The 25,029-nt window shown below is 52.0% G+C and carries 20 protein-coding genes and 1 pseudogene; 9 read left to right on the top strand and 12 right to left on the bottom strand.

All coding sequences use genetic code 11. The annotated features are described in order from the left end of the window. Positions 1–64: 64 nt before the first annotated feature. A complete protein-coding gene (locus AB1S56_RS09030) occupies positions 65–370 on the bottom strand; it encodes a DUF1805 domain-containing protein (RefSeq protein ID WP_340870015.1) in 306 nt (101 codons plus the stop codon). A gap of 167 nt (positions 371–537) precedes the next feature. Between AB1S56_RS09030 and AB1S56_RS09025 the strand changes: the two genes are divergently transcribed. Then, entirely contained in the window at positions 538–1,011 is a 474-nt protein-coding gene (locus AB1S56_RS09025; RefSeq protein WP_340870014.1) for a hypothetical protein, read from the top strand. Between the two features lie 85 nt (positions 1,012–1,096). Here the strand turns inward: AB1S56_RS09025 and AB1S56_RS09020 are convergent, their stop codons facing one another. Together AB1S56_RS09020 and AB1S56_RS09015 are read right to left on the bottom strand one after the other, a co-directional pair. Next, complete coding sequence (locus tag AB1S56_RS09020) at positions 1,097–2,995, bottom strand: EAL domain-containing protein (RefSeq protein WP_340870011.1); 1,899 nt, start codon at positions 2,993–2,995, stop codon at positions 1,097–1,099. Between the two features lie 156 nt (positions 2,996–3,151). Continuing rightward, positions 3,152–3,535, bottom strand: coding sequence for a DUF423 domain-containing protein (locus AB1S56_RS09015; protein WP_340870010.1), 384 nt, complete (start codon positions 3,533–3,535; stop codon positions 3,152–3,154). Positions 3,536–3,599: 64 nt separating this feature from the next. On the opposite strand from AB1S56_RS09015, the gene AB1S56_RS09010 reads away from it, so the two are divergent. Beyond that, the gene (locus AB1S56_RS09010) at positions 3,600–4,091 is read left to right on the top strand and encodes a hypothetical protein (protein WP_340870008.1); all 492 of its coding nucleotides are present in this window, start codon (positions 3,600–3,602) and stop codon (positions 4,089–4,091) included. A gap of 112 nt (positions 4,092–4,203) precedes the next feature. On the opposite strand, the gene AB1S56_RS09005 is transcribed toward AB1S56_RS09010, so the two are convergent. Next, positions 4,204–7,326 (bottom strand): SMC family ATPase, encoded by a 3,123-nt coding sequence (locus AB1S56_RS09005; RefSeq protein WP_340870007.1) that lies wholly within the window; start codon positions 7,324–7,326, stop codon positions 4,204–4,206. Continuing rightward, positions 7,323–8,498: an exonuclease SbcCD subunit D gene (locus AB1S56_RS09000; RefSeq protein ID WP_340870006.1), complete on the bottom strand. Its 1,176-nt coding sequence runs from the start codon at positions 8,496–8,498 to the stop codon at positions 7,323–7,325. Before AB1S56_RS09000 ends, AB1S56_RS09005 begins: the two co-directional genes overlap by 4 nt. Positions 8,499–8,687: 189 nt before the next feature. On the opposite strand from AB1S56_RS09000, the gene yhbH reads away from it, so the two are divergent. Further along, complete coding sequence (yhbH, locus tag AB1S56_RS08995; protein ID WP_340870004.1) at positions 8,688–9,848, top strand: sporulation protein YhbH; 1,161 nt, start codon at positions 8,688–8,690, stop codon at positions 9,846–9,848. A 146-nt stretch (positions 9,849–9,994) separates the two neighbouring features. Here the strand turns inward: yhbH and AB1S56_RS08990 are convergent, their stop codons facing one another. From AB1S56_RS08990 to AB1S56_RS08980, 3 genes and pseudogenes are all read right to left on the bottom strand, one after another. After that, positions 9,995–10,573 (bottom strand): hypothetical protein, encoded by a 579-nt coding sequence (locus AB1S56_RS08990; protein WP_340870003.1) that lies wholly within the window; start codon positions 10,571–10,573, stop codon positions 9,995–9,997. Positions 10,574–10,612: 39 nt separating this feature from the next. Next, complete coding sequence (locus AB1S56_RS08985) at positions 10,613–11,719, bottom strand: DUF4236 domain-containing protein (protein ID WP_340870001.1); 1,107 nt, start codon at positions 11,717–11,719, stop codon at positions 10,613–10,615. 640 nt (positions 11,720–12,359) lie between these two features. After that, positions 12,360–12,572, bottom strand: a pseudogene (locus AB1S56_RS08980) (YHYH domain-containing protein); the annotation flags it as partial. A 322-nt stretch (positions 12,573–12,894) separates the two neighbouring features. Here AB1S56_RS08980 and AB1S56_RS08975 point away from each other — a divergent pair. Both AB1S56_RS08975 and AB1S56_RS08970 read left to right on the top strand, forming a co-directional pair. Then, entirely contained in the window at positions 12,895–14,529 is a 1,635-nt protein-coding gene (locus tag AB1S56_RS08975) for an FAD-dependent oxidoreductase (protein ID WP_340869998.1), read from the top strand. A gap of 13 nt (positions 14,530–14,542) precedes the next feature. Next, complete coding sequence (locus tag AB1S56_RS08970; RefSeq protein ID WP_340869996.1) at positions 14,543–15,817, top strand: ATP-binding protein; 1,275 nt, start codon at positions 14,543–14,545, stop codon at positions 15,815–15,817. 109 nt (positions 15,818–15,926) lie between these two features. Here AB1S56_RS08970 and AB1S56_RS08965 read toward each other — a convergent pair whose 3' ends face one another. After that, positions 15,927–17,552 carry a copper amine oxidase N-terminal domain-containing protein gene (locus AB1S56_RS08965; RefSeq protein ID WP_340869994.1) on the bottom strand — a complete coding sequence of 542 codons (1,626 nt, stop codon included), beginning with the start codon at positions 17,550–17,552 and terminating at the stop codon, positions 15,927–15,929. Between the two features lie 180 nt (positions 17,553–17,732). Here AB1S56_RS08965 and AB1S56_RS08960 point away from each other — a divergent pair, with 180 nt between their 5' ends. Together AB1S56_RS08960 and AB1S56_RS08955 are read left to right on the top strand one after the other, a co-directional pair. Beyond that, positions 17,733–18,329, top strand: coding sequence for a sigma-70 family RNA polymerase sigma factor (locus AB1S56_RS08960; RefSeq protein ID WP_340869992.1), 597 nt, complete (start codon positions 17,733–17,735; stop codon positions 18,327–18,329). Then, positions 18,310–19,089, top strand: coding sequence for an anti-sigma factor (locus AB1S56_RS08955; RefSeq protein WP_340869990.1), 780 nt, complete (start codon positions 18,310–18,312; stop codon positions 19,087–19,089). The genes AB1S56_RS08960 and AB1S56_RS08955 overlap by 20 nt, the downstream gene beginning before the upstream one ends. Before the next feature lie 54 nt (positions 19,090–19,143). Here AB1S56_RS08955 and AB1S56_RS08950 read toward each other — a convergent pair whose 3' ends face one another. Then, positions 19,144–19,980, bottom strand: coding sequence for a phytanoyl-CoA dioxygenase family protein (locus AB1S56_RS08950; RefSeq protein ID WP_340869988.1), 837 nt, complete (start codon positions 19,978–19,980; stop codon positions 19,144–19,146). 140 nt (positions 19,981–20,120) lie between these two features. On the opposite strand from AB1S56_RS08950, the gene AB1S56_RS08945 reads away from it, so the two are divergent. Beyond that, a complete protein-coding gene (locus AB1S56_RS08945) occupies positions 20,121–20,957 on the top strand; it encodes an AraC family transcriptional regulator (protein ID WP_340869987.1) in 837 nt (278 codons plus the stop codon). 163 nt (positions 20,958–21,120) lie between these two features. On the opposite strand, the gene AB1S56_RS08940 is transcribed toward AB1S56_RS08945, so the two are convergent. Continuing rightward, entirely contained in the window at positions 21,121–22,881 is a 1,761-nt protein-coding gene (locus tag AB1S56_RS08940) for a cellulose binding domain-containing protein (RefSeq protein ID WP_340869985.1), read from the bottom strand. A gap of 236 nt (positions 22,882–23,117) precedes the next feature. Between AB1S56_RS08940 and AB1S56_RS08935 the strand changes: the two genes are divergently transcribed. Then, positions 23,118–23,972, top strand: a complete 855-nt coding sequence (locus AB1S56_RS08935; RefSeq protein WP_340869984.1) for an AraC family transcriptional regulator — start codon at positions 23,118–23,120, stop codon at positions 23,970–23,972. Between the two features lie 166 nt (positions 23,973–24,138). Here the strand turns inward: AB1S56_RS08935 and AB1S56_RS08930 are convergent, their stop codons facing one another. Further along, a complete protein-coding gene (locus AB1S56_RS08930; protein WP_340869982.1) occupies positions 24,139–24,975 on the bottom strand; it encodes a phytanoyl-CoA dioxygenase family protein in 837 nt (278 codons plus the stop codon). Positions 24,976–25,029: the final 54 nt, after the last annotated feature.

Below are 25,029 nucleotides of genomic sequence, written 5' to 3'. Positions count from 1 at the left end.
GCCGCAGCCCCGGTCCGGGGCTGCGGTCAAGCTCAAGACTAAGAATACGATCAGGGCGGGAATGCTACAGCATTAGGCGCAATGCCTCAGAGCCTTTCATTCCAGCAACGATACCAAGCGATTCCGCTTTGCGAGTGACCGACTCTAAGGGAGCTTCCATCAGCTCCTCCAACGTGCGCACACCAACCGCGCGAGCCGCGATGATTTCCCGATCGCTAAGCTTTTCGTTCAGAAGAGCTACATCGAGAGCTCCGCACATAATGTATCCTCGATCCGTCGAGATGGAAAGGAGAGTCGTCTTGGGCAGCTTCACCTCTGCGCCAAGCACGGTTTCTCCGTTCTCCAGAAGGAGAGGAACCAACCGCATCATATCGTATCCACCTCCTTCGGGCGTAAGTATTCGCAGCATGCCAACCGCACAACCAGTATATGCGGCTATTCGAATCCAGTGTGGATACATGCATATTATGGGTAACCGTCTATAAGTATGGGGTATTGTTCGACGAATCGACTAGAAGAGGTGGCGGGGAGTAGAAGATGACCAAGCAGCAGGATAATAAACACCAAACCTTCGTTTTCCAAGTTGATATTATGGTTGAGTCTTCGCATCATGCTACTGCGCTTGCGAAGCTGATTGCGGGGTTGAACCGCGGCGAATGGCCGGATTATCGAATAACGTCAGGGATTCAGCTAGGCCGCTTAATCGAGCAGCGATCCCAAATGGCGGAAGCTCAAACGCCGATTCCGATTACCCCTCCCAAGGAAAAGGAGAAAGCGAAGGAGACAAGCTCCGCGCAAGCCGAATTCCCGGGGCTGGAGCAATTGCGTTCACTCATGAAAAGCAACACGCTCATTCGCCTGATCGTGAACAGAGGGCTGGGCATTAAGCTGAACATTCCTTGCCGTATCATTAATATCGACGACCATCAGAACATACTGACGGTCTATCATGTTGATGAGAAGCAAGTATATACATTCCGTTTCACCGAAATTGAGGACTTTAGCGGCTAATAAGGCAACAACAAAGGACGATAGATCGGCCCCCGGCCAACTATCGTCCTTTGTTGTTGCAACATATAGGGTTCGTAATCGTCGCTTATCCTGCCTTGAGCATCTGCTCAATATTTTCACTGGGAACTGGCGGGCTCCAGAAGTAGCCTTGCATCTCGTCGCACTGATGCTTGCGAAGGAACTCCATCTGCCCCTCCGTCTCCACACCCTCCGCAATAACTTGAATATTCAGGTTGTGAGCCATCGCGATGATAGCCGCTACAATCTCGGCATCGCTTGGGTCCTGCTGAATATCCCGCACAAAGGAGCGATCGATCTTCAGCCTGTCAATCGGGAAGTTCTTCAGATAGTGGAACGAGCTGTAGCCCGTGCCGAAATCATCCACACTAATGCCAACACCCAGATCCGTAATAGCCAGCAGACACCGGGATATATGGCCGATATCAATCGTCATAGACTCCGTAATCTCCAGGTCCAGATATTGCGGCTCAAGTCCCGTCGTTTCCAGCACCTCCGCGATACGGCGGGCAAGATCATGCTGCAGGAATTGGCGAATGGACAAGTTGACGGATACCGGCATTGGAGGCAAGCCTGCATCCTGCCACTCCTTGTTCTGCCTGCACGCCTCCTGCAGCACCCAATCGCCGATTTGCACAATCATGCCGCTCTCTTCCGCAAGCGGGATGAAGGTCCCGGGAGACAATAGACCGCGTACGGGATGCTTCCACCTGACCAAAGCCTCCACCCCGACCATCTTGCCGCTCACCAGGTCGAATTGCGGCTGGTAGTGCAGGACGAATTCATTGCGCTGAATCGCGCGATACATCTCGTGCTGCAGCTTGAGCCGCTCGAAGGAGGAGTTGCTCCACGTCTCGGAATACAGCATGCAGTCGTTTTTGCCGCTTTCCTTCGCTTTGACGAGCGCAATATCCGCTTTCTTGAATAACGTATACCCGTCGTCCTGCTCCACCAGGTTCGTCACAAGACCAACGCTCGCCGTTATATGTACTGGGAACCCCTTCAGCTCGTAAGGCTCCTCGATTGTCTTCATAATGTCGCGGGAGCGCGCGATCAGCTCCTCTTCGGACTGAATGCCGCCCAGCAGCAAGGCAAATTCGTCGCCTTCCATGCGCGCGACATAATCGTCGCCGGTCAGTCCGCGGTTAAGCCGCTCCGCCACCTGCATAAGCAGCATGTCGCCAAACTCTCTGCCGAATGAAGCGTTGACCAGCTTGAAACGATCGAGATCCAAATAACATATCCCGATCATCCGCTCCTCTTCCTTCGCCCTGGACAAGCTCTCCGTCAGCTTCATCTGGAACAGCGTGCGGTTCGGCAAGCCCGTCATGTCGTCATAATAGGCCATGTAGCGAATCCGCTCCATATTCCGCTTACGGTCGCTCAAATCCTGGCTGATCATGAGAGCCCCGATTACCTCGCCGTCCTGGTGCAGCGGCGCGCATACGACCTGCAGCTCAAGCGGAAAGCCCGAACGATGGGTAATCAGAATATTCTTCTGATGGGTCTTCCCGTCCATGGCTTCTTCCAGCGCTTCCTGCAGCTCCATTCTGCTTCCGGGATCCACCATACGCATAATAGGCTCGCCGATAACATCGTTGCGGTGATAGCCGAGCATTCGACTCGATGCCTCATTCATCTCAACGACCATCGCATCGCGGTTCAATACGGCTAGGGGCACCGCCTCCGAACGTATCAGCGTATCGATAAGCGCGGTATGATAATTGTGCAATGGATTCGGACTATGCCGCTTGAACATAAGAATGACCGCCGTAAGCAGCAGTGAAGCCGCAACCGCCCAGGAAGCCCATCTGTATCTTTCATCGGATATGACCAAAAACGAAAATGCGATCCAGGTCGCAGATAAAACGGTTATCCCCGCGCTAATCGACCATGGCAGCTGCGCGAGCAAATACGCCCGGGGCTGCTGCTTCTGATCCATCCCACTCTCAATCCGTCTCGCCACACACAAACTTCCTTCCTTCATATAAGTCTGTTAAGCGATAGCTAGCATTATTATAAACGAATTGAACGATTTGGCATAGAAATATTTGTTATACGGGGATAACAATGACGAAAAAATAATCGATCGCTGTCACAATTGATCGAAAACATAACTTTTTTATACGCGTTTCGACGATTTCGCCACAGCTGCAATGACGAAGCCCCAGCCCGCGAGCATCGCCACTCCGCCCAGCGGCGTGATCATGCCAAGCTTGCTGAAGCCCGTTAAAGCCAGTATATACAGGCTTCCGCTGAATAGGAGCATGCCCAGGAAGATAAGCCTGCCGCCCAGCAGCGCCCGCTTGCCCGCGCCGACAGCCTTGTCCATAACCGCTATAAGCATCAGGCCAAGCGCCGCGTACATATGGTAACGGACACCCGTCTCGAACACGTCTAAATAATGCTCTGATATCCGATCCTCCAGTCCATGCGCTCCAAAAGCTCCTAAAGCAATGGCAAGCGCAGCATTAACCGCCCCAATTAAAAAATAATTTGGAAACATCTGTTTTCAACCCTTTCAAAATTGTGTATAATTTTCCCAAACCATTGAAGGAGAGAATACATAAATGACCAATGAGCATCAATCGAACGAGCCAAGCTTGTCGAACGAGCCCCAGCACCAGGACAGGAACGCAGCCGGCAACGCTGCCTTTACGCCAATGGCCAACCATGAAAGCGTCCCCCCAGCGAAGCTGAAGCATTCCGGACCCGGCATCGCTTCCTTCATTATCGCTTTACTGGCGGTGCTGGCGTTAGTCATCGGCGTTATTCTTAGCGTAGTAGCAGTAGCCAACTCCACAGACTTTATTGGCGCCACGCCCGAAGAGATCGAAGAGCAGCTGCTCTCAGGCGGCGGAGGCGATGCCGCTTCCCTTATCGGTGCGGGACTGCTGATGATGCTGTCCATTGGCATTGCGATCATCGGCCTTATACTGGCTATTATCGGCGTTGTTATGAAGAATCGCAAAAAAGTATTTGCCATTATCGGTCTCATTCTGAACGGACTTATGGTCCTCAGCGTCATCGTGTTAATGGCTATTGGATTGATGGCCGCCTAAGACTCATCCGCCCAACCATTCTGCCGGAGGAGAACAAGGTCTCCCTGTCCCGCGTCTGCGGTACGGGTGAGGCCTTGTTCATTTATTGTCCGGGCATTCTATCCCTTATGTTTTATTTCAAAATAAATTGAGTAGTGCTGAAGCCTTCCTTCGTTTTGGCAACTGCCAGACAGGCGGGGAACGCTTCCTTCAGCTCTCCCACATGGGAGATAACCCCAATCATTCGTCCTGCCCGCTGGAGGTCCACAAGCGCCGCAATCGCCTTGTGGAGCGATTCCTCGTCAAGTGAGCCGAACCCTTCGTCAATGAGCATCATCTCAATGGATACGCCGCCCTGATGCGCCTGAATGACATCCGTCATTCCGAGCGCGAGACATAAGGAGGCGTTAAACTTCTCGCCGCCAGAGAGCGACTTCACATCCCGATTCTGCCCCGTGTAGGAGTCGTAGACATCCAGCCCAAGCCCGCTCTGCTTGCCCCTCGTCTCCAGCCTGTCGCTTCGCTCCAGCCGGAATTGGCCGTTCGACAGCTTCGAGAGCCTCTCATTCGCCATTGCCAGAATCTGCTCCAAATATTCAATTAGAATATAACGCTCGAACGACATGCGCAGCGCGTTATCGCCCTTCAGCATGGAATAAATGTCGAGCACGCTCTCCAGCTCCTGCTCCAGCCTCGCCATCGCCGAGGCGGCTTGGCCAATCGCATTCGCCAGCCGCTCCGCTTCTTGGCTGAAGCTCCGGAATCCCCCCTCCGAAGCGACCGCTTCTTCATAACGCTCCTTCAGAGCGGCAAGCTCTGCCGCGAGCTGAGGCAGGTCTGCTCTGGCCGCGCCTTGAAGCTCAAGCTCAAGCGCCGCCACGCGCTCCTTCAGCCCCGCAACCTCGGTGCGATAAGCCTGTACGCCAGCGGCCAGCTTGGCAAGCTCCGTCTCGCTTAGGGCAGCAGCCCGATAGGCTTCCTCATTGGCAAATCCCGCCCTGGCCAGCTCTTCCCGGAACCTCTCCTGCGCCATCGCTTGTGCCTTCTCGGCCTCAACGAGCGCCTCCTTCGCCTGCTCCGCATAAGCATTCGCTTCCGACAGCTTGGCGGAAGCTTGCTGAAGCCCCTCCAGCGCACTCTTCCAGCTCGCTTCGAGCTGTTCGAACGCCGTTCGCTCCGTCAGGAGACGAGCCGCAAGCGCCTCCGGCGAACGCAGACTTGCCGGAATACGCTCCAGCTCCTGCTCCAGCGCCGCGCGTGCCGCAGCTCGCTCAAGCATCAGCTTCTGCTCCTCCGACCTCAGCCCCTCCCGCTCGCGCTCCAGCCTCTCCAGCTCTCGCTCGCCGCGCTCCAGCTGCTCTCGCAGCTCCTCAAATCGCTTGGCTTGAAGCTGCTGCCGATCGATCTCCTCCTTCAGCGCCTTCCAGCGGTCGCGAAGCGTTGCCTGCTCCGTCCGCAGCCTGCTTACGAGAGCATCGCCGCAGGCTCTGGCTTCCAGACCAAGCTCCTCCTCCGCGAGCTCACGGAGAAGCTCCGATTGCGAGGAGGAAGCGGCAGCAGCCTGCGCCCTGGCCGTCAACAGCTCGCTTTGCACATGATTGAGCGTATCCAGCGACTGCTGAAGCCTCTCTTTGGTGGGGATCTCCTCCGAAGCATGCGCTTTGGAGGGATGAGCCTCGCTGCCGCAGACGGGACAAGCCTCTCCCGCCTTCAGATGCGCCGCCAGCATGCCAGCCTGGCCCTCCAGCCAAGCCCGCTCCAGCCGCTCATGCTCCGACTTCGCCCGCTGCAGAGCCAGACCGCACTCGCGCTCCAGCTCGGCATAGCGCAGCTGCTCAGCAGTCAATTCGATAAGCCTCTTCACGGCTTTGCCTTGCTGCTCAATCTGCCGAAGCTGCTCCAGCTTAGCCGGCAGCTCACGAGCGGCCTGCTCCAGCTCCTTGAGCTCCGCCTGTGTCCTTATCTTCAGCTCACGCCGCTCGTCAAGCCCCTTCGCCATATCGGCCTGACGCGTCGAAGCGCTTCGCTCCAGTCTCTCCAGCCGCTCGACCTCCTGTTTCCGGGCAGCCAGCGACGCCACCACCGGCGTCAGCTCCATCAGCCGCATAACCTCTCGCTCCGCTTCCCGGCGCAGCGGCTCCTTCGCCGACTGCTCCCGATGCGCCGCACCGGCGGCCTCCATCGCTTGATGGGCGGCCTGCCGCTCCTCTTCCCGCCGCACAAGCCCTTCGCGGCGGACAGTCAGCTGACGGGCAGCTGCCACGGCCTGCTCCTCATAAGGGAGCAGCCTTGCCGCTTTGGCCGCCAGCTCAATCGCTTGCTCCTGCTCCCGAATGCCTGCTTCCTGCTCCGTATAAAGCTCCAGCTGAGTTTTCTTGGCCGCAAGCTCGTCCAGCTTGCCGTTCCGTTCCAATGCCTCCCGGTACTGCCGGTGCGATTCGTCCAGCCCGGCAGATAAGCGCTCCTTGTCTCTGGCCAACACCTCCGCCTGCTCCTTGTAGAAAGCGGCTTCCGTCTTCATTGCGACATATACCTGAGAAGGGCTGTACACCTCTTGTCGGAACGTCCCTGCAAGCGGGCTGTCCTCGCGGCTTGGCAGCGCCTCCTTTGCTTGCTTCATAATCGCGCCCGCTTGTGCTCTGGCTTCTCGCAAAGCATCCTGCAGCTCACGATTTTTCGCTTGAAACCTCGACTCCAACCGCTCGAACAGCTCCGTGCGGAAGATTCGGCGCAATATTTCCTCCTTGTTCTCCGTATCGGAGGTCAACAGCTTGCGGAACTCTCCTTGCGGCAGCATTACAATTTGGCTGAATTGCTCCCTCGTCAGCCCAATAATAGCCAGCAGCTTGGCATTCACCTCCGTGGCCATAAACCGATCAACCGCCGGAGCCTCACCGTCGCTCCCGCACTCATAAAGCTCGCATTTCTCCCCCGTCTCGCTCCGATTATTGCCTTTGCGGTGCTTCATCTGCCGGAATACCCGATACCGTTTGGCGCCTACGGCAAATTCGAGATCAACCGACGTATGCGTGTCATCGTCTGCGAAGTGGCTGCGAAGCATCCGGGTGTCCGAGCGGTCCTCCCCGCTCGCCGCGCCGTAGAGCGCAAAGCAGATCGCATCGAAAATCGTTGTTTTACCCGCTCCCGTATTACCCGAGATGACGAATAGACGGCGGTCCTCCAGTTTCTGGAAATCAATAATTTCGGCGTCGCGGTAAGGACCGAACGCCCTCATCGTTAATCGAAGCGGCCTCATCGCCCTTCACCTGCCTCCTGGAGCAAGGCTCCCCATTCTTTGGCGAACAATGCCTTCTTCTCATCCGAAAGCGGCTGCTCCTTCACCTCTTGATAGAACGCGGCGAATAGCTCGACAGGATCCGTCTCGCTTCGCCGCGGTGCGGCTGCCGGCTTGTCCCCAGCCTGCTCCGCTGAAGCGGCCGCCCTCACTTGGCTGACCCTGTCCACATGCATGGCATTGGGATACACGGCCCGCACCTTCTCCATCGGGAATAGAACGGGATGGTCGCTGATCAGCGTGACATATACGTAGTCCTCATTCACGGGATGCGACTCCAGCTCTTCAACAGCGACCATGACCCTTCGCATGTCGCGCCGAGGCTTCAGCTCCCGCTTCTCTACTTGCGCCGCTCCGGTGCCGTCGATGTTTACTATATAATAGCCCTTATGATGCTTTTCTTCCGAAATGGAATACTTCATCGGCGAGCCGGCATAACGGATCGATTCATCACGCACATAATGCGCCTGATGCAGGTGCCCAAGCGCCGTATAATGAAAGGAACGGAAGTGAGAGGCGCTGACGTACTCCGCTCCGCCAATTGCCAGCGGACGCTCGGATTCGCTTGTATTCTCCGCTGCTTCGCCCGTCGGTGTAACAAACGCGTGCCCAATGAGCACATGCCTGGCAGCGGGGTCCATTCGCGCCTCCAATCGCTTCACGATTGCCCCCATGGCATCGTCGTGCGAGCGAATCGTCTCATCCTCCAGCACATGACGGACGACGGCGGGATCTGCGTAAGGAATGGAATGAAAGCAGACCTCTCCATGCTCGTCGCGCAGCACAACAGGCGGGGCATCCGCACGCAGCTGGCCCACCAGGTATAAGCCGCGGCTCTCCATCATGCGAGTGCCGAAGCTGATCCGATCAGGACTGTCATGATTGCCCGCGATTGCAAGGACAGGCGTATTCAGCTCGATCACGATCCGCTCCAGCGTCTCGTCAAGCAGATCGACGGCATCCGTCGGCGGTACGGCCCTGTCATACAAATCGCCGGCTATAATAACAGCGTCCGGCTTCTCATCGCGGACAGCCTGAATCAATTGCTCCAGCACATACCGCTGATCGTCTGTCATATAGACGCCATGCACCAGTTTGCCCAGATGCCAATCCGCCGTATGCAGCAGCTTCATATAATCCCTCCTCAAATCTAGCTCCATACTCCTATTCTATCATCGCGGCTGCTAGAATCGCCACAGCGGCACAGGATTGGCACAATCAACCATAGTCCCCCGTGAGTTTGGACTTATTTCGTTCACATAACCGCACGTCTCCTGAATATATTGAATAACAGCAACCATTCAGCGAGGAGGTGCTCTGAAATGCGTCCATCGGACAAAGGCATGTTCATTGTTTCACAGGAAGACTGGTCGCTGCACCGCAAAGGGTATCAGGATCAAGCCCGACATCAGCAGAAGGTGCGCGAGGCGATCAAACAAAATTTGCCGGATCTCGTATCCGAGGAAAGCATCGTCATGTCTGACGGCAAGCAGGTCATTAAAGTACCGATTCGGAGCCTGGATGAATACCGTTTTGTATATAACTACAACAAGAACAAGCATGTGGGTCAAGGCGACGGTGACAGCCAGGTCGGAGACGTGCTGGGCGTCGATCCCCAGGCTTCCAAGAAGGGCGGCAAGGGTGAAGGCGCCGGCGATCAGCCTGGCGAGGATATGGTCGATACGGAAATTAGCATCGACGAATTAGAGGATATGTTGTTCGAGGAGCTTGAGCTTCCGAATCTGGAGCAAAAGCAGAAGGAGCAGCTGCAGACAAGGGAAATCGTATTTACGGATATCCGCAAAAAAGGCATTATGTCCAACATCGATAAGAAACGAACTCTTATCGAAAACCTGCGCAGGAATGCCAATGCCGGCATTGCCGGTATTGGCGGTATTTCCCCGGATGACCTTCGTTATAAAACGTGGAACGAAATCGTGAAACCGCAATCCAATGCCGTCATCCTCGCGCTAATGGACACTTCGGGAAGCATGGGCTCGTTCGAAAAGTACTGCGCTCGCAGCTTCTTCTTCTGGATGTCCCGCTTCCTCCGCCGTAAATACGAACACGTCGAAATTATATACATCGCCCATCATACGGAAGCCAAGGAAGTTACGGAAGAGGAGTTTTTCACTCGCGGCGAGAGCGGCGGAACGATTTGTTCCTCTGCGTACCAGAAGGCGCTGGATATCATCGACGGCAGATATCCGACTTCCGCATGGAATATCTACCCGTTCCACTTCTCGGATGGAGACAATCTGACCTCCGATAACGAACGATGCGTTCGGTTGATCTCTCAGTTAATGGAACGCTGCAATATGTTCGGTTATGGCGAGGTTAACCAGTATAATCGAAGCAGTACGTTGATGTCGGCTTATAAGCACATTAGCGATAAAAAGTTTATGTACTCCATTATTAAGGAGAAAGGCGAGGTTTATAAGGCGTTGACGACTTTCTTTTCTAGAAAGCAGGCTCAAGCTTAAATAAATCATGAAAGCTCATGCTTATGATCTCTCAGCGGTTGCTCTCCATTTGGTACCTATAATAGAAAAAGCCAAAGCGGGATAAAAATCCGCTATGGCTTTTTCTATTCAGTATCTGATAAGGTCATCCGAATTGTAGAAGTCCGTTAATCTTCAAACAGAATCTTTCCTGATTTGCTTAAACCTTGGATATTTACGGGAGGATCAATACTCTCCTGGAACACACCGTAGAACAATTTAAGATGACTTCCTTCAAGTGGGTGGTAAGTCAGGCTGGTCTGCTCAGGAATACCTATTAGTCGGACACGGTCTATCTCATCCTGAATTAATCCTACAACCAATCCCCCACTTGGTATATTACCATTCCCAAATCCCCAGTTAATCCATTTTTGTTCATTTTCATTATAACCTATATCATCAAACCAAATGAGTTTGCAGTCATTTATTAGTGGACATTGTGCCTTGAGTACGTAAAATGTTGATTCTCTCGGATCATCAGCAACAATAATTGTCGAGTTATCCTCTTCTGTTATGAGAGCCAAAATGGTAGCATCCTTTAAGGTATCAAGGTTTAATTGCTCGAATATTGTGCTTACGTTTAAATTTATTGGGTTCTTTACCTGTTCCTCATCTAACCTCCGATTAAAGAGTACAAATAGAAGAAGAATCATAAAAAGAACTGCACTAACGATAAATAGCCATTTACTCTTTTGAGAAATCTTCATTGAAACACCTCATAAATTACTTGAAAACCTTTCTTTATGTTATATTTGAATATCGTGACTTGTAATTGGTTGAACAGGTGCAAAACCACCCGTCTTCTTAAATTTCATTCGATGCTCAAAACCGCTTATAGCATCTGAGCAGTCAATATATTCAAAATTAAGCCTGTTCATTTGATCACGCTTTAAATGAACCGAAAGGATACATACTCTTTCCGAATAGCCAGTTGCAGTGTTTAATTGCTCATCCATTGCATCTATAACGAGATGCTTCAGCGGTAATATAGCAAACATATCCCGAGCGATACGTAGGATACAACTACATATATAGTCTTGCTGTATATCGTAATATTGGGTTTTCGTCATTTCTTTTTCAGAAATTTTACCGGTTTTAGTAAGCGTAAGTGCTTTTTGAGGAACAACAGAATTGCTATGCACATCGAATTCAATATTCATGAAATTTGGATTCTCGCAGAAAAACTCGAATCCGCTTCCAAATTCAAGTAAATCATCAAGCGGTGACATTTGATCAATGACTTCGAAAAAAGCATCCACGTCCCCTTTTAAAACACGATTTGCAATAATGTTAAGTTCAAGCCATTCTTGGTAAGCCCTCGTATCTTCTTTCGATGCGTTTTGAATATCCAATAATAATTTATTTTTTTGTTTGGTTTCCGTTTTGAATAGCTTTACAAAAAATCCAGGGCGATAGTTTAGATATTTACTTGTCGCCGCAATTTCAAGTGGCCCCTTCTGATCTCTTTGAAATGGTGCTGGCACATTTTTAATATCAAGCCAATCAATTTCATCATCGCATTCTTTGTGTATCGATTTAATCATTTCAATTCGGTTATCAAACTTCTCAACAATCAAACGATTTCGATCCTTCTCTTCTCTCGCTTGTTGTTCTCTTTGAAGTATCTGCTGATGCCGTTGATACGGGTTAGACCGATAATTTCTTCGTGTGGAGTTAGATGATGTATAAGAAATGCCAGTACCAGGGATACTTGTGGTCATTCGTCTTCGCCCCGAGCTATGGACACTATAACGGAGCCCTTTGCCGCCGAAACTCAGCCCTATACCTGATTTACTAGCAGACATACGGATACCTGGTGCAATTTTAAAACTCCTACGAAACCCAAAACCCATAGCACTTCCCCCTTATAACTTATTGCAAATAGCCTTGTACAACCTTAACGTTTACAGCAGCTCCATCCTTCAACTTCTTAGGAGCGTAATTAGAATTCGCGAGAACAGTGTAACATTTAAGAGAAAGATCATAATCCGTTTTAAGGAATGCTCCGTAGGCTTGTTGCGAGAGCTTAAGTGCAGAATCATTGATAAAATTAATTGCATGAGAATTGTTAGCAAGTCCCAGATTCATCTTTTGATCAGCCAGCAAAACAGCATTAATGTAATTTTTCTGAGAGTAGTACCAACGCGCATCACCAAATGCATTCAAGAAAGCTTGTCTTTCTGTTATCCATTCCATATTCGATGAAACATTGTATGTATATGCCAATAATGTGTCTTGTTCTAGTAGAACAAAATACTGTTTTGCAGCTGCCAAGTTATCTTTATTCATGTTAACTATTGCTTGATCCGCCAATTTTTGCGCAGCGATCGTGTAATAAAAATAATCCACTTTCCAACCAAATGCTGTGGCTTTAGCCTTCAAATAATAATACAAAGCATTGTAGTAACTAGATTGTTTATAATAATAATTGCCTTGCCAGATGTACTCGTCTGCTTCTTTTTCTTCCTCGCTTCTTGTATCAACATATTCGTACGAAGCGGATGACGACGTTGACGAGCTGCTACTACCTCCGTTGTGATAATGATACTCCCCATAACTAAGGCCCCATTTCTCGCAATTCGTCCTGCATGTATGTCCTCCGGATGAGTCTGTCCTTCCTGGATGAGCATTTACAATACTGCTCACAAGTAGGAATAACGATGTACTGATTAAAAAATCTTTCTTATCAAGGTAAGTCTCCCCCATTTTTTTAAATTCCCCACCATTATACATGAAAATGAAGAATTTGGAACTAGCTACTTAGGGCAGAAGCAAGCCCTATGTCTTATAGTTAATGATAATATCCCCTCATCCATGGGCTCCTTCGAGAAATACGTTGCGCGCAGCTTCTTCTATTGGATGACGCGGTTCCTGAACTCGCGCTCTGAATGCCGACTCTTTTTTATGAGAATCTACTAGTAAGAGGAAAGCATTGCATGAAATAGTATTGAAAGTTAAGATATGTATAGCACAGATCAGCAAATCTAGTTCTTATTCGACGCGATTCGCATGGGGGGGAACGGTTGTTTTGACGAAAAAGGTCGCAATACTTGGAGGCGGCGTTGCCGGAATGAGCGCCGCGCATGAGCTTATGGAACGGGGATACAAGGTCACTGTGTATGAAACACGCGCCATACCAGGCGGCAAAGCACGCAGCATGCCTGTGCCGGGATCGGGCAAGGATGGACGGCGAGATTTGCCCGGCGAGCATGGCTTTCGCTTCTTCCCGAGATTCTACAAGCATGTTACCGATACCATGAAGCGTATTCCTTATCCAGGGAACCGTAATGGCGTGTATGATAACCTCGTGGAGGGAAGCCAACTCGGCATGGCGTTCTTCAATTGCCCCATGCTGCCCTTTCTTACTAGACTCCCTCATTCTATCAAGGAGCTTAAGCTGCTGCTGCATAGTCTGTTCGACAACAAGCTTGGGCTCACAGCCGATGATGTGGAGTGGTTCGTGGACAAGCTCTGGCAGGTCATCTCCAGCTGCGACGAACGGCGCGTTCTGGACTATCAGAGAATTCCCTGGTGGGATTTTATCGAAGCGGATAAGCGTTCCCCTGCATTTCAGAGCGTCTTCACGGGATTAACCCGCATTCTCGTTGCTGCCAAGTCAAGAGAAGCCAACACCTCTACCATTGGAACGATAGGAGCAACGCTGATGATGGACATGGAGCGTCCAGTCAGCGCCGATCGACTGCTCAATGGACCGACCAACGAGGTGTGGATCCAGCCTTGGCTGTCCTATCTGGAGGCCGGCGGCGTCGATTACATCAAGGAAGCGACAGTGGACCACATACATTGCGGGGACGGAGCCATTAGTCATGTAACTGTGACGATCAACGGCATATCCACCGATGTGAGAGCCGACTATTATATAAGCGCTGTTCCTGTTGAAGTCATGGCTAGGCTGCTGAATGAAGAGCTGATTCAAGCCGATCCGACGCTGGCAGGCATTCAAGAGCTGGCATTATCCGTTGACTGGATGAACGGCATTCAATTTTATTTAAACGAAGATGTGCCAGTCATTCATGGCCATATGATCTATATGGACAGCCCTTGGGCGCTCACCTCCGTATCCCAGGCGCAATTCTGGCCCTCCTTCTCCTTCGAGGATGCAGGCAACGGCGACGTTCGCGGCATTCTTTCCGTGGATATATCGGATTGGGAGACGCCCGGCATCCTGTATGGGAAGCCTGCTAAGCATTGCACGGCCGAGGAAGTGAAAAACGAGGTATGGACACAGCTGAAGCGAAGCCTCAATCACGACGGACAAGTCACGCTGGCCGATGAACAGCTTGTAAGCTGGTATTTGGATGAGGACATTCAATTCCCGAACCCGCATGAGGCGATTAATCTGGAGCCGCTTCTGGTGAACAAAGTGAACACCTGGTATTTGCGCCCTAATGCGTATACGGGAATCCCGAATTTGTTCCTGGCCTCGGACTATGTTCGGACGAATACCGATCTTGCCACGATGGAAGGCGCGAATGAAGCCGCGCGGCGAGCAGTCAATGCCATTCTTGATGCGGACGGCTCCAGCAAGAAGCATTGTCAGATCTGGAATGTGTTTGATTTAAACCTACTGGCTATATGGCGGATCACCGACCGTTCGCGGTTCGAGAAGGGACTGCCTTGGAACGGCAAAATGTTTGATTGAAAGGAAGAAGGGAATGGCAGTGCTCATAATGAACGAATGGCATAATCTGCTTTATTTTCTAAGCGCGTTGCTGCTATTCCTTATTCTATCTCCCAAATCGTCTGAACGGAGCCGCACGCGCAAAGCGCTCTATATAGGACTGCTCCTCCTGCTGTCCTTGTTCTACATCGGCTACGAGGATGTCGATCCGTTCCTGTACACCCTGAATCTCATTCCTCTAGCCATCATGTTCTCCATTATATTGGGGGGCTACGTTACAAGCGTGCTTACCTGGCTCATATTCAACTTTTGCAGCTTCGTCTTCTATGACAACCCGCTGCTTCCCGTGATGGCCGCGTCCGCTTTGCAGCTTCTTTTTGGCCTGCTGCTCTATTACCGGAACGCCTTCGACCGCTCATTCCCGCACACCGTCTTATGGTCGTCGGCTATGATTACGGCATATGTCATCCCGTACAGCGTGCTGTATCCACTCGTCCGTCCCATACCGGCGATCCATTATGTGATAACTGCGGTCATTGGCACATATTTCATTGGTGTCATCGTCAACTATGTGTATTTCCAGATTCAAATGCAGGAAAGGCTGAAGGAGGATCTGATTCGTTCGGAAAAAAATCATATCGTCAGCCAACTGACAGCAGCCATCTCACACGAGATCCGCAACCCGCTTACGACCGTGCGAGGCTTTATTCAGCTCATGTCCAAGAAGGACCTAACCCCCGATCAGCGAATTTCCTATACACGCTACGCCCTGGAGGGGATCGATCAGGCCAACGGCATTATTACCGATTATTTGAGCTTCGCAAGGCCTTCGATTGAACGCAAGCGAAGGATTGCGTTGCAGGATGAAGTTCAATTCATCCTGCCGTTGGTTCAGCCGCTTGCTTTGCTCTCCAATGTGCAAATCGTCTGGGAGCAAGGGGCTGATGAGCAGCCGGCCTATATCTGGGGCGAGTCTAACAAGCTGCAGCAGATTCTGCTGAATGTCATCAAGAACGCGATCGAAGCGATGCCGGAGGGCGGCTCGCTGACCATCAGTATTCGTCCTGTGGAGGACGAGGTGATCATTACAATTAGGGATACGGGTACCGGCATGACCAAGGAGCAAATCGCCCGTATCGGCATGCCCTTCTACACGACGAAAGAGAAGGGCACCGGTCTAGGGCTGATGGTCGTTATTAGTCTCATGCAAGCGATGAACGGGCGGCTTGAAATACAGAGCACCAGCTCCCAAGGAACAAGCTGCATGCTTCGTTTCAAGCGAGCGGAATCGTCTTCCAATCCATCGTAGGGATCATGGCTGCTCCGGTCTGGCGGACAAGCCGAAGGGGAGCCGCTTGTGCGGCTCCCCTTCCGTTTGCAACTAAGCTTGCATAGCGCGATAGATCCTCCCATTGCGACTAATGCATGCTGTGCATTCCGTGCATGTCTTGCTTCTCTTCCATCTCCATCTCCATGCCCTTAGTCAGCGTAATGGACCAGTCGGCATTGCCCCAGGCGACATTCCAGCCGAACAATTCGGCGATGAAACGAACAGGCACTTGCGTTCGGCCGTCCTTAATGATGACGGGCTGGCCAATCTCCATACGCTTGCCATCCATCTCCATAAATTGTTGACCGATCCAGAATTGCGCCTTGCTGCTGCCCGTTTCGATCCATACGGATCTCGTGGCATCATCCCACGTTACCTTAGCTCCGATGCCTTCTGCCAAGTAGCGCAGCGGAATATAGCTTGAGCCGTTATTCACGAATGGCTCCGTATCCATAACCGTTGTCATGTCGTCGATAATAAGTGTGCTGGAGCCGATTTGGAACCAGACCTTCATCACATCCATCATCTTGGCGGTGTGGAACTGGTCAGGGAATTGCTTCGAGATGACTTCGGACAGATAGGCCCCTGTTGGGAACATATGTCCATAGGCGGTACGTATGCTGGCATACGCATCGTCATAATCCTTGGCTACATATTGGTCAAAGGCATCAACCAGGTGAGTGATATGCATCTTTAGCTCAGAGGCAATGGCTGTCTTGTCGAATTCCGGATTGGCCCAAGCAAAAAATTCAGCCTGCTCCATTCTGTATTTTTCCAAATCTGCAATCGCTTTTTCCCTTCCTTGCTCATCCTTGCCGGCAGTTGCCGTAACATAATCCACAAAGTAACGAATATGAGAGCTCCAGATCTCCTCGAACATCTCTCCCGCTTCATCACCATAGATGGAGCCTACTGCAGTCGACAGCTCCTCGGTATTGCGGTTAAGGGAAGCCGCTGCGGCTGCAAAATCCGCTTTGCCGTCAATCCCCTTTTGCATGGCCAAAACAGCCAGCAGCGCGTGCTCGCCAAGCTTCTGCTCCAGCGCAGAGCGCAGATCAAAAGCTGGATTACTGCCTTCGCGGTCAGTGAAGGTTTCCGGGAACTGCGCCGCGATCCCGCCAGCCAGCGCGTCAGCGGTCATAAACATATGGGCATAAGCCGTGTACGCTTCCTCATATGCCGCATCGTAATCGCCCGCGACATAATGATGGAAGGTGCCGAGCAGATGATCGATATGCATTTTAAGCTCAGCTGCCATGACGGCCTCGTCGAAGTTCGGATTAGCCCAAGCGAAGAACTTGGCTTGCTCCATGCGGTATTGCTCCAGATCGGCTATTGCGGCTTGCTGTCCGGCTGTATCCTTCATCGCCGTCGCTTTGACGTAATCCACAAAATAGCCGATGTGGGATGTCCAAATTTCCTTAAATGACTCACCGGCCTCCTTGCCGTAGAGGGAGGAGATCGCCGCTGTCAGCTCGTCGGTGTTGCGGTTCAGCTCACCTGCCGCTTGACCGAAGTCCGCAGCGCCATCGTACCCCTTCTGCATAGCGACTATCGCAAGAAGCGCATGCTCGCCCAGCATTTGCCCTAGAGCGGAACGCAAATCCGATGTTGGGCCTTTTGTGCTTACGGTATGAGCGCTGGCCATTGCGGGTATAAGCAAGACCATCGTCAGTACCAGGCTAACCATTTTGTAAACCCATTTTCCTTTCATCCAAAAAACACTCCTCTTCTCTATTTTGTTTCCGCCGGTGTCATTTGGCGGTTGTAACCACTGTTACGGAACGTTTTTTAATTTGGATCACAGGTCCGCCAATTTTTTTTGTCCAGCATTCGCTTTATTTCCGCTAACGAATCTTTATAATGAAAGATAGCTTTGGAAAGGAGCGCTAACATGATAGATCCGCAAGAAGAAGAACAGCAGCTTCTTCTCAGCATTTCGAACGGGGATGCCGCCGCATTGACACGGTTATACGATCGTTATGAGAAGACGGTCTACGCCTTTGCTTTCCGGTTCGTCGGTGACGCCATGCTGGCCGAGGAGATTGTGCAGGAGCTTTTTATGCGCATATGGAATCACGCCGATCGGTACGATATCGGACAAGGCAAGGTATCCACCTGGATGTTCGCTATTACACGGAATATTGCCATCGATCAGCTGCGCAAGAGGCACAACCGTACGGCTGCTCAGACGACGGACACGAAGCCGCTGGAGAGTCTGGTTGACAGGGATGGCACGCCGGAAGAACAATATGACAAGAAATGGGTCGGCGAGAAAGTGAAGAACGCGATTGAGCAATTGAACGATGATCAGCGGCAAGTGCTGGATCTTATTTATTATCAGGGCTACACGCACCAGGAAGTGTCCCAGAACAAGGGCATTCCGCTGGGAACGGTGAAGAGCCGCATTCGATTGGCCATGAAGCAGCTCAAGAATAGATTGGGAGATTTGGAGAGGAGGGAAACGAGATATGACCAAGCCTACAAATAAGGATTGCGAGCTAATCGAGCTATATCTGCTAGGCGGTCTCTCCAAGGAGGAAGCCCATGCTTTCGAGAAGCATCTGGAGCACTGCGAGGCTTGTCAGCTCCAGCGCATCGAGCTGCAGGATATGATCGGGCAATTCGCGTTTGCCTCAGATCCCGTTCCCGTACCCGCAGGCATGAGGAGCCGCATTCTGGACCATGTGCTTGCGCCCGAAGGACAGCCTGCCGGCTTGGCTCAAGATCAGGATAGAGCAGTCGAGACAACTACTAGCGTACACAAGAAAAGCTATTCCTTCGGCCGGTATCTATCGATAGGGCTCGCCGCCGCAATGCTGGTTCTCGTACCGTATACCCTGCAGCTTCGACAAACAGTAGACCAATTGCAAAGCGAGCTGGACGCATCACAGCATGCTCCGATACAAGAATTGACCGTTAACCAAGCTGTGAAGCTCCATCCCGCAGCCGAGGATATCGTTGCGCAAGGACTGGCCACCATCGTCATTGACAAGACGGGAACCCATCTGCTTGTTCAGGCGGAGCAGCTGCCTGAGCTGGAGGGCACACAGGCTTATCAGGTTTGGATGATCAAAGGCGAAAACAAATACAGCGCGGGGACATTCCTGACACATGGAGGCACCGGAGCTATCTACTATACCCTGCAAGACGAGGGCTATGATACGATTGCTATTACGCTGGAGCCGGACGCATTCGGGGAGAAGCCGCGAGGTGAAATTGTGTTAGCCGCTCCAATTAACGAAATATAAGGAACGAAGGCACCCCATCTCTCGAGACGAGGTGCCTTCTTTGTTATTTGTTTCTTAACATTCTGCCCCGGACATTTCATTGGTGAACGTCCTCTTGTATTCCTGTGGACTAAGCTTACGCGCAGATTCGCCGACATAATGGAATTGCAGAGCGCGGCGCCGCTTCGGCGACAGATTATAAGGGGTCCCATGCTTCAGCAGACCATGGAAGAACATGAGCCCGCCCGGCTTAAGCGGAACCGCCACGTCCTTCTCCACAGCCACATGGGAATCGCATAGCTGCCAATCGCGCACGGCATAATGGGGAGTGGCGCCGTCAGCATGCGAGCCCGGCAGCACATGCATGCAGCCATTGTCCAGAGCCGCCTCATCAAGCGCGATCCACACGCCGACCACCGGCTTGTCATAAGCCAGATTGCCGTACGCCATGTCCTGGTGCCATGGCTTCTCTCCGCCTCCATGCGGCGGCTTGAGCAAAGCCATGTCCTGTACAAGCTTAGGCTTCTCGCCCAAAATGGCCTCAACCGGTCTCAGTATGTCTGGATGATAAGCCACATGCCGGAGCCGGTCATCGCGATCCGAGAATTGATGCACCTTGCGCACGGCCAGCTCCCTCTCCTCGTTTGACTTCAGCTCGCTTGAAGGCTTGCTGAACTGAATGGAGGCCCCTTTGGTATCCTCGAAGATCATAGACATGATAGCATCAATCGCATCCTGTATTTCCCGCTCCTCCAGCACACCCTCAACCGCTAGAAAGCCAGCTTCCTTATACGCCTTCCATTCCTGCTCTCCCAGCATATCCACACCAGCGTACGTCCTTGCTAATTGATCATACCGGTACAGCCGTTTCGAAATTTCCTCGGGCGAAATCGAGCCTTCCCTTCCCCTCATGTTAAGCACCACCTGTTTGTCAAATTTGTTGATTGCATATGTTCATGCTATAGTAAAAAAGTTATATATCAAATGTCATATTTTCATTGTTTATTTATATAATTTGACGAATCTAGTGAAGAGAAGGAGCCATGCAGTAAATGGAGAACAGACCATCATATAGCATTGGCGAAGCCTATGGCAAGGTCGCCTGCGAACGCTCATGGAAGTGGAATCGGAGCGATCATCCATTCCAGGATTACGATCTTTGGTATGTGTGGCGGGGAGAGGGGCGCCTCGTTCTGAACGGCGAGGAGAGAAGACTGGGAGCACAAGACTGCTATTTGTTCCGGCCTGGCGACCGGGTAGATGCTTGGCATGATCCCGACCATCCCCTTGTGGTAACCTATATCCATTTCCATAATATCGGCGGGCCTCCCGATTCGTTGTCCTCTCTTCCTTCATCCTGCAGGCTTGACTCGCCATCGCCCTTCGAGGCTTATTTGGACAGGTACGTGCACGTCTTAACTTTTCGGGAACACCGCTGCGAGGAGGAAGCCGTTATGCTTCTGAAGCTGCTGCTCATGCATGTGGAACGAGAGAGCCTGCCGATCGAGCAGGAATCGCCGCGCGTGCGCAGCCCTCATTACGAGACGATGGCACGAATCGCCGCCTCCATACGAGAGAATCCCGCGGGAGCTGGGAGCATTGCGGAGCTAGCCAAGCAAGCCTTCCTATCCCCTCGCTACTTCTCCTCCAAGTTCAAGGAAACGATGGGACAGACGGTCGAAAGCTATATCATTGACAAAAAAATCGAACGCGCGGAGCTGCTGCTCAGCCAGCACGGCATGACTGTGGGTGAAGTCGCGGACGCGCTTGGCTATCCCAACATTTATTATTTCAGCAAGCAATTTAAAAAAACGAGAGGCTACAGCCCCTCGAAGGCGATCAGGCCCCGCGTGAAAGACTATTATAAGCAACGCCCCCATAATGATTAATGTTAATAGCATGCTGAATTCTCACCATAAGCCGATCAGCGAGGGAGTTGATCTCAAGATATGGCTGGCAGGACTCGCTCCAGAATATACGATCGCACCCAAGCCTAGAATGATGTCTGAACTTCTAGGCTGAGAACGACCACAAAAATTCGTTTAATCCCGTCTACGGAGCTGTTCCCCATACAAGCGTGCCGTTGTGGTACAGCGTCACCTTCGAATAATCCGCTAAGGTAGTGTAAGCGGCGTTATAGGAGTAATCGTTGGACTCGTTGTAATTCGACCAGTCGCTGTTGTTTATGCGCAGCTTGATCGAGCCTGTATGGGAGCCTGCCGCAATACTGCCTGCTCCCGCCTTGAAGCCAACTTCCAGATACGTATCAGCCGTCGAGGTAGCCGGGCTCACTGCTTGGAATGTGCCGGTTACGTTGGATTTCCCCATCATAGCGTAGTCTACTGCAAATTGCTGATTCACGCTTGCTTCTTTCTTGAAGTAATAACGCACCTTCAGCTCGCTTAAGGGCACCGCTGACGTTCCCGTATTCACGATCTGGATATAAGGCCGGATGTCGTTGTCTCCTGTTACCCCCCCGTCTCCTTCCTGGTACTGTACCTTCAAGGTTGAGGCAGGAGGTGTCCCGCCGCCGCTTGTGGTGGTCGCGCTCGCTGTATTGCTGTTCGCCGACAGGTTGCCTGCCGCATCGTAAGCTCGAACGGTGTAGCTGTACGAGGTGGCCGCATTCAATCCCGTATCACTATAAGAGGTACTGGCCGTTGTGCCTACCTGCACACTATTGCGGTATACACGGTAGCCTGTAACAGCGACGTTATCGGTCGAAGCCGTCCAGCTCAGATTGATCTGGCTGCCGGAAGCCGCATTTGCATTAAGCCCAGTTGGCGCGGTTGGCGCTTGCGTGTCCGTCACGGGCGGATTGCCCGCATGGAATGTATTATTGGTGTAGGTGTTGCCATCCGCTGTATTCGTCAAGCTGCCATTGGACGTCTCCGCCGCTGGGCACCAAGGACTCGAGCTGGTACGATTTACTTCAGCAATATCCTTCGTAATGCCTCCATTGTTTTGACGATAGCCTACATTGTTGCGGATCGTAACGTTGACGCCCTTCACATCAATAAAGCTGTCGGAGAAGTTCTGGCCGGAGATGCCCGCTCCAAGGAAGGTGTTGCCTTCAATCAGAGTACCCGAGGTGCCTTCCTTAATATCAAGCGATTCGGCGCCAACACCGGGTCCAATCGTGTTATTACGAACCGTCGTATGGTGAACCATCCGATTGTACCCCGTAGACGAGTTGACATCCCACACCGATCGGTCGGAGCCGATGTAGATACCTTCCGCGAAGCCCAAATCAGTGGAGGTCCCTGTCGCGCCGGTATTCTGGATCGTGCTGTTCTCGATGGTTACGTTGGAGCTTCCGTCACGAACATGAATGCCCTCTTGGCCGACATAAGATACCGTTACGCCATCAATCTTTGTGTAATTGGAGTTGTCGAGTATAATTCCCTTTTGACCATACGTCACATGAAGATCCTTCACAACCCAATAATCGCCGGTCAAATAGAGCGTATAGCCAGCGCTCGAAATGCTGCCGCCTTTTAACACAGCCTTATTCGCGGGATCCTGACTCTTGATTGTGATTGGATTCGCCGAGGTGCCGTTGCTTGTCGAATAATAATAGGCATCCTTTGTGCCGACCTGCGTCGTCGTTGTCCATTCATAAGTGCCCGGAGCGACCAGAATCGTATCGCCTGGCTGTGCGTTCTGCAGTGCCGCACGAATCTCACCCACAGTATCCACGTAGACGTTAGCAGCCTCTGCGGTAGAGGAGCCGGGGAATATACCTGTGGCAGATATGCCGAGAATGAGTGCAAGTGCGATCAGCCTTGCTTTCGTTTTGATAGCTTTCATCATGAATCCCTCCTCGAATTTTTTAGCTGACAACCTCACTACCTCCTTGGTATTTGCAGGCTGCACCTCTGCTTCGCTCACGCTAAGCTCGGTTGTGTACAGCGCTTACATGCTAAGATTATCAGACCTGTACGGGAAACATAGTCATCAATTGCGCTATCATAGTCATGGATTGCTGTTATACTAAGAGTATCTAGTAAGCGCTTCCAGATTGCGGCGGGTAGAGGAGGAATGAAAGGATGAAGCTCAGCACGAACGTGAATCTGCGCAGAGAGCCGTTTCATATTAACTATCGCAAGACAAGCGAGTCCCAGCAGTGGGAGGTGTTCCATTTTCACCAAGCGATGGAGCTGCTTTATGTGTATGAAGGAACGGGAACCGCCATTGTCGGACATCGTATGCTCCCCATCGAGCCAGGCACGCTGCTGCTTTTTCAGCCGTTCCAATTGCATCGTTTGGTCGTGAGCGACCGCTTCGTGCGGACCGTTCTCATGTTCGATCCGCACGCGGTGGAGGCGTACATTCAACCGTTCGGACGCATCCGCCACTTGTTTCAAAGCCTGTGGAAGAGCGGACTGCAGCAGCAGTCATTTCGCCATCCGAAGCTCGGCCCGGAGCTGGAGGAGGCGTTCGATCGTCTCGTCCGGCATCTGAGCACCGTGCCATACGACAAGCAGGCGGACGAGTACGGGCTGCTTCTGCTAAGCTGCTTGCACTCTCTGTCGGCGTATGACCGGAGACTGGAGGCGAAGGAGCTGCCCAAGCGGATGCCCCATCATATTGAAGCCGTCATCCTGTGGCTGGAGGATCATTACAAGGAGAAGCTAAGCCTTGAGCAGCTGGCCGCGGACCTGCATTTGTCTCCCTACTATGTGTCCCACTCGTTTACGCAAATAACCGGCAGCAGCATCACCGACTACATGCTTGGGCGGCGCATTAAGGAAGCGTGCAGGCTGCTGGAGACGACTTCACTGACGATCAGCGCCATCGCTTTGGATATCGGCTTTTCCAACCCTTCATACTTCTGCAAGCTGTTCAAGCAATACGTCGGGGTCACTCCCCTCAAGTTTCGGGAGCAGGCAAGGCGCGTGTAGCAGTCTGGCGAGCCATGGGCGGCACGCCTGCGCGTGAGAATCGCAAGGAAGACGGCAGGTAGCGCCTGCCGTCTTCCTTGCGTTTCTATATGTGGATTGAACAGGTCCTCTATAGCTTTCAGGCTACCTGTAGCTCTCCACCCTTCTTGAGCAATCGAGTGAATATCTATCGCTGGAACAATACCGGGAAATAGTCATTGTCGAACGCCTGCCCGTCAACCGGCCGTGGACCTAATAAGCGAATGTTATCATGCCGCTGGATGCCTGCACGGTAACGGGTGCCGCCTTTCATTACATGCGCCACGATAGACAGCCGCGGATTCAACGTTTGGTTTGGTCCTGATCCATGGAACGTAAGGCCATGATGGAAGCTGGCTTGCCCTGCTTTGAGGATACACGGCTCTTCCACCCAATCACGCCCCCCAGCATGCTTTTCCTTCAGCTCCTCCATGTTTTGGTTGAAGAAAGAATCGCTGCCTTGAATAAGTCCCCACTTGTGCGAACCAAGAATGGTCGACATTGCGCCATTCGTGAGGTCTGTATCCTGAAGAGCAATCCAAACGGTAATCATGTCTGAACTATTGGAGCATAGCCAATATCCATAATCCTGATGCCAGCCGACATTCCCGTCCTGCGAGACGTTCAAGCCGACGCCCGGTTTATAGATGACCTGATCATGCCATAACCGAATTTCATCCGTATCCAGCAAGTCCGCAGCCAGCTCGCCGATGAAGGGATCAGTGACCACTCCACGAACTTCATCGTTAATCCACCAGCCGTTATCCAATTTTCGCAGAGCGTGCGGATTATCGGGAAGGCGGAAGGGGTTCATCGGCAATCCATCACCGTCATAATCTCCCGACCAGATGCGCTCATGCGCCTTGCGCAGCCTCTCGATTTGATCGTCGTCGATCAATTTGGGACTAATCCAATATCCGTCTCGATGAAACACCTCTTTGTCGTTCGCAGTAATTTTGTATGCACGTTCTGCTTGCAGGCTCATCTCTGTGTCCTCCTTCGTCAAGATTGCTCTCATCTTAACGCACGTTATCATCGA

Source organism: Paenibacillus sp. PL2-23 (genome assembly GCF_040834005.1).
GTDB lineage: Bacteria > Bacillota > Bacilli > Paenibacillales > Paenibacillaceae > Pristimantibacillus.
This window is presented reverse-complemented; position numbering and strand designations above follow the sequence as displayed.

Excerpts from the sequence above, each read along its gene's own strand:
- AB1S56_RS09030 (WP_340870015.1), bottom strand. The coding sequence starts at position 370 with ATGATGCGGTTGGTTCCTCTCCTTCTGGAGAACGGAGAAACCGTGCTT.
- AB1S56_RS09025 (WP_340870014.1), top strand. The coding sequence starts at position 538 with ATGACCAAGCAGCAGGATAATAAACACCAAACCTTCGTTTTCCAAGTT.
- AB1S56_RS09015 (WP_340870010.1), bottom strand. The coding sequence starts at position 3,535 with ATGTTTCCAAATTATTTTTTAATTGGGGCGGTTAATGCTGCGCTTGCC.
- AB1S56_RS09010 (WP_340870008.1), top strand. The coding sequence starts at position 3,600 with ATGACCAATGAGCATCAATCGAACGAGCCAAGCTTGTCGAACGAGCCC.
- AB1S56_RS09005 (WP_340870007.1), bottom strand. The coding sequence starts at position 7,326 with ATGAGGCCGCTTCGATTAACGATGAGGGCGTTCGGTCCTTACCGCGAC.
- AB1S56_RS09000 (WP_340870006.1), bottom strand. The coding sequence starts at position 8,498 with ATGAAGCTGCTGCATACGGCGGATTGGCATCTGGGCAAACTGGTGCAT.
- yhbH (WP_340870004.1), top strand. The coding sequence starts at position 8,688 with ATGCGTCCATCGGACAAAGGCATGTTCATTGTTTCACAGGAAGACTGG.
- AB1S56_RS08990 (WP_340870003.1), bottom strand. The coding sequence starts at position 10,573 with ATGAAGATTTCTCAAAAGAGTAAATGGCTATTTATCGTTAGTGCAGTT.
- AB1S56_RS08985 (WP_340870001.1), bottom strand. The coding sequence starts at position 11,719 with ATGGGTTTTGGGTTTCGTAGGAGTTTTAAAATTGCACCAGGTATCCGT.
- AB1S56_RS08970 (WP_340869996.1), top strand. The coding sequence starts at position 14,543 with ATGGCAGTGCTCATAATGAACGAATGGCATAATCTGCTTTATTTTCTA.
- AB1S56_RS08965 (WP_340869994.1), bottom strand. The coding sequence starts at position 17,552 with ATGAAAGGAAAATGGGTTTACAAAATGGTTAGCCTGGTACTGACGATG.
- AB1S56_RS08960 (WP_340869992.1), top strand. The coding sequence starts at position 17,733 with ATGATAGATCCGCAAGAAGAAGAACAGCAGCTTCTTCTCAGCATTTCG.
- AB1S56_RS08955 (WP_340869990.1), top strand. The coding sequence starts at position 18,310 with ATGACCAAGCCTACAAATAAGGATTGCGAGCTAATCGAGCTATATCTG.
- AB1S56_RS08950 (WP_340869988.1), bottom strand. The coding sequence starts at position 19,980 with ATGAGGGGAAGGGAAGGCTCGATTTCGCCCGAGGAAATTTCGAAACGG.
- AB1S56_RS08945 (WP_340869987.1), top strand. The coding sequence starts at position 20,121 with ATGGAGAACAGACCATCATATAGCATTGGCGAAGCCTATGGCAAGGTC.
- AB1S56_RS08940 (WP_340869985.1), bottom strand. The coding sequence starts at position 22,881 with ATGATGAAAGCTATCAAAACGAAAGCAAGGCTGATCGCACTTGCACTC.
- AB1S56_RS08935 (WP_340869984.1), top strand. The coding sequence starts at position 23,118 with ATGAAGCTCAGCACGAACGTGAATCTGCGCAGAGAGCCGTTTCATATT.
- AB1S56_RS08930 (WP_340869982.1), bottom strand. The coding sequence starts at position 24,975 with ATGAGCCTGCAAGCAGAACGTGCATACAAAATTACTGCGAACGACAAA.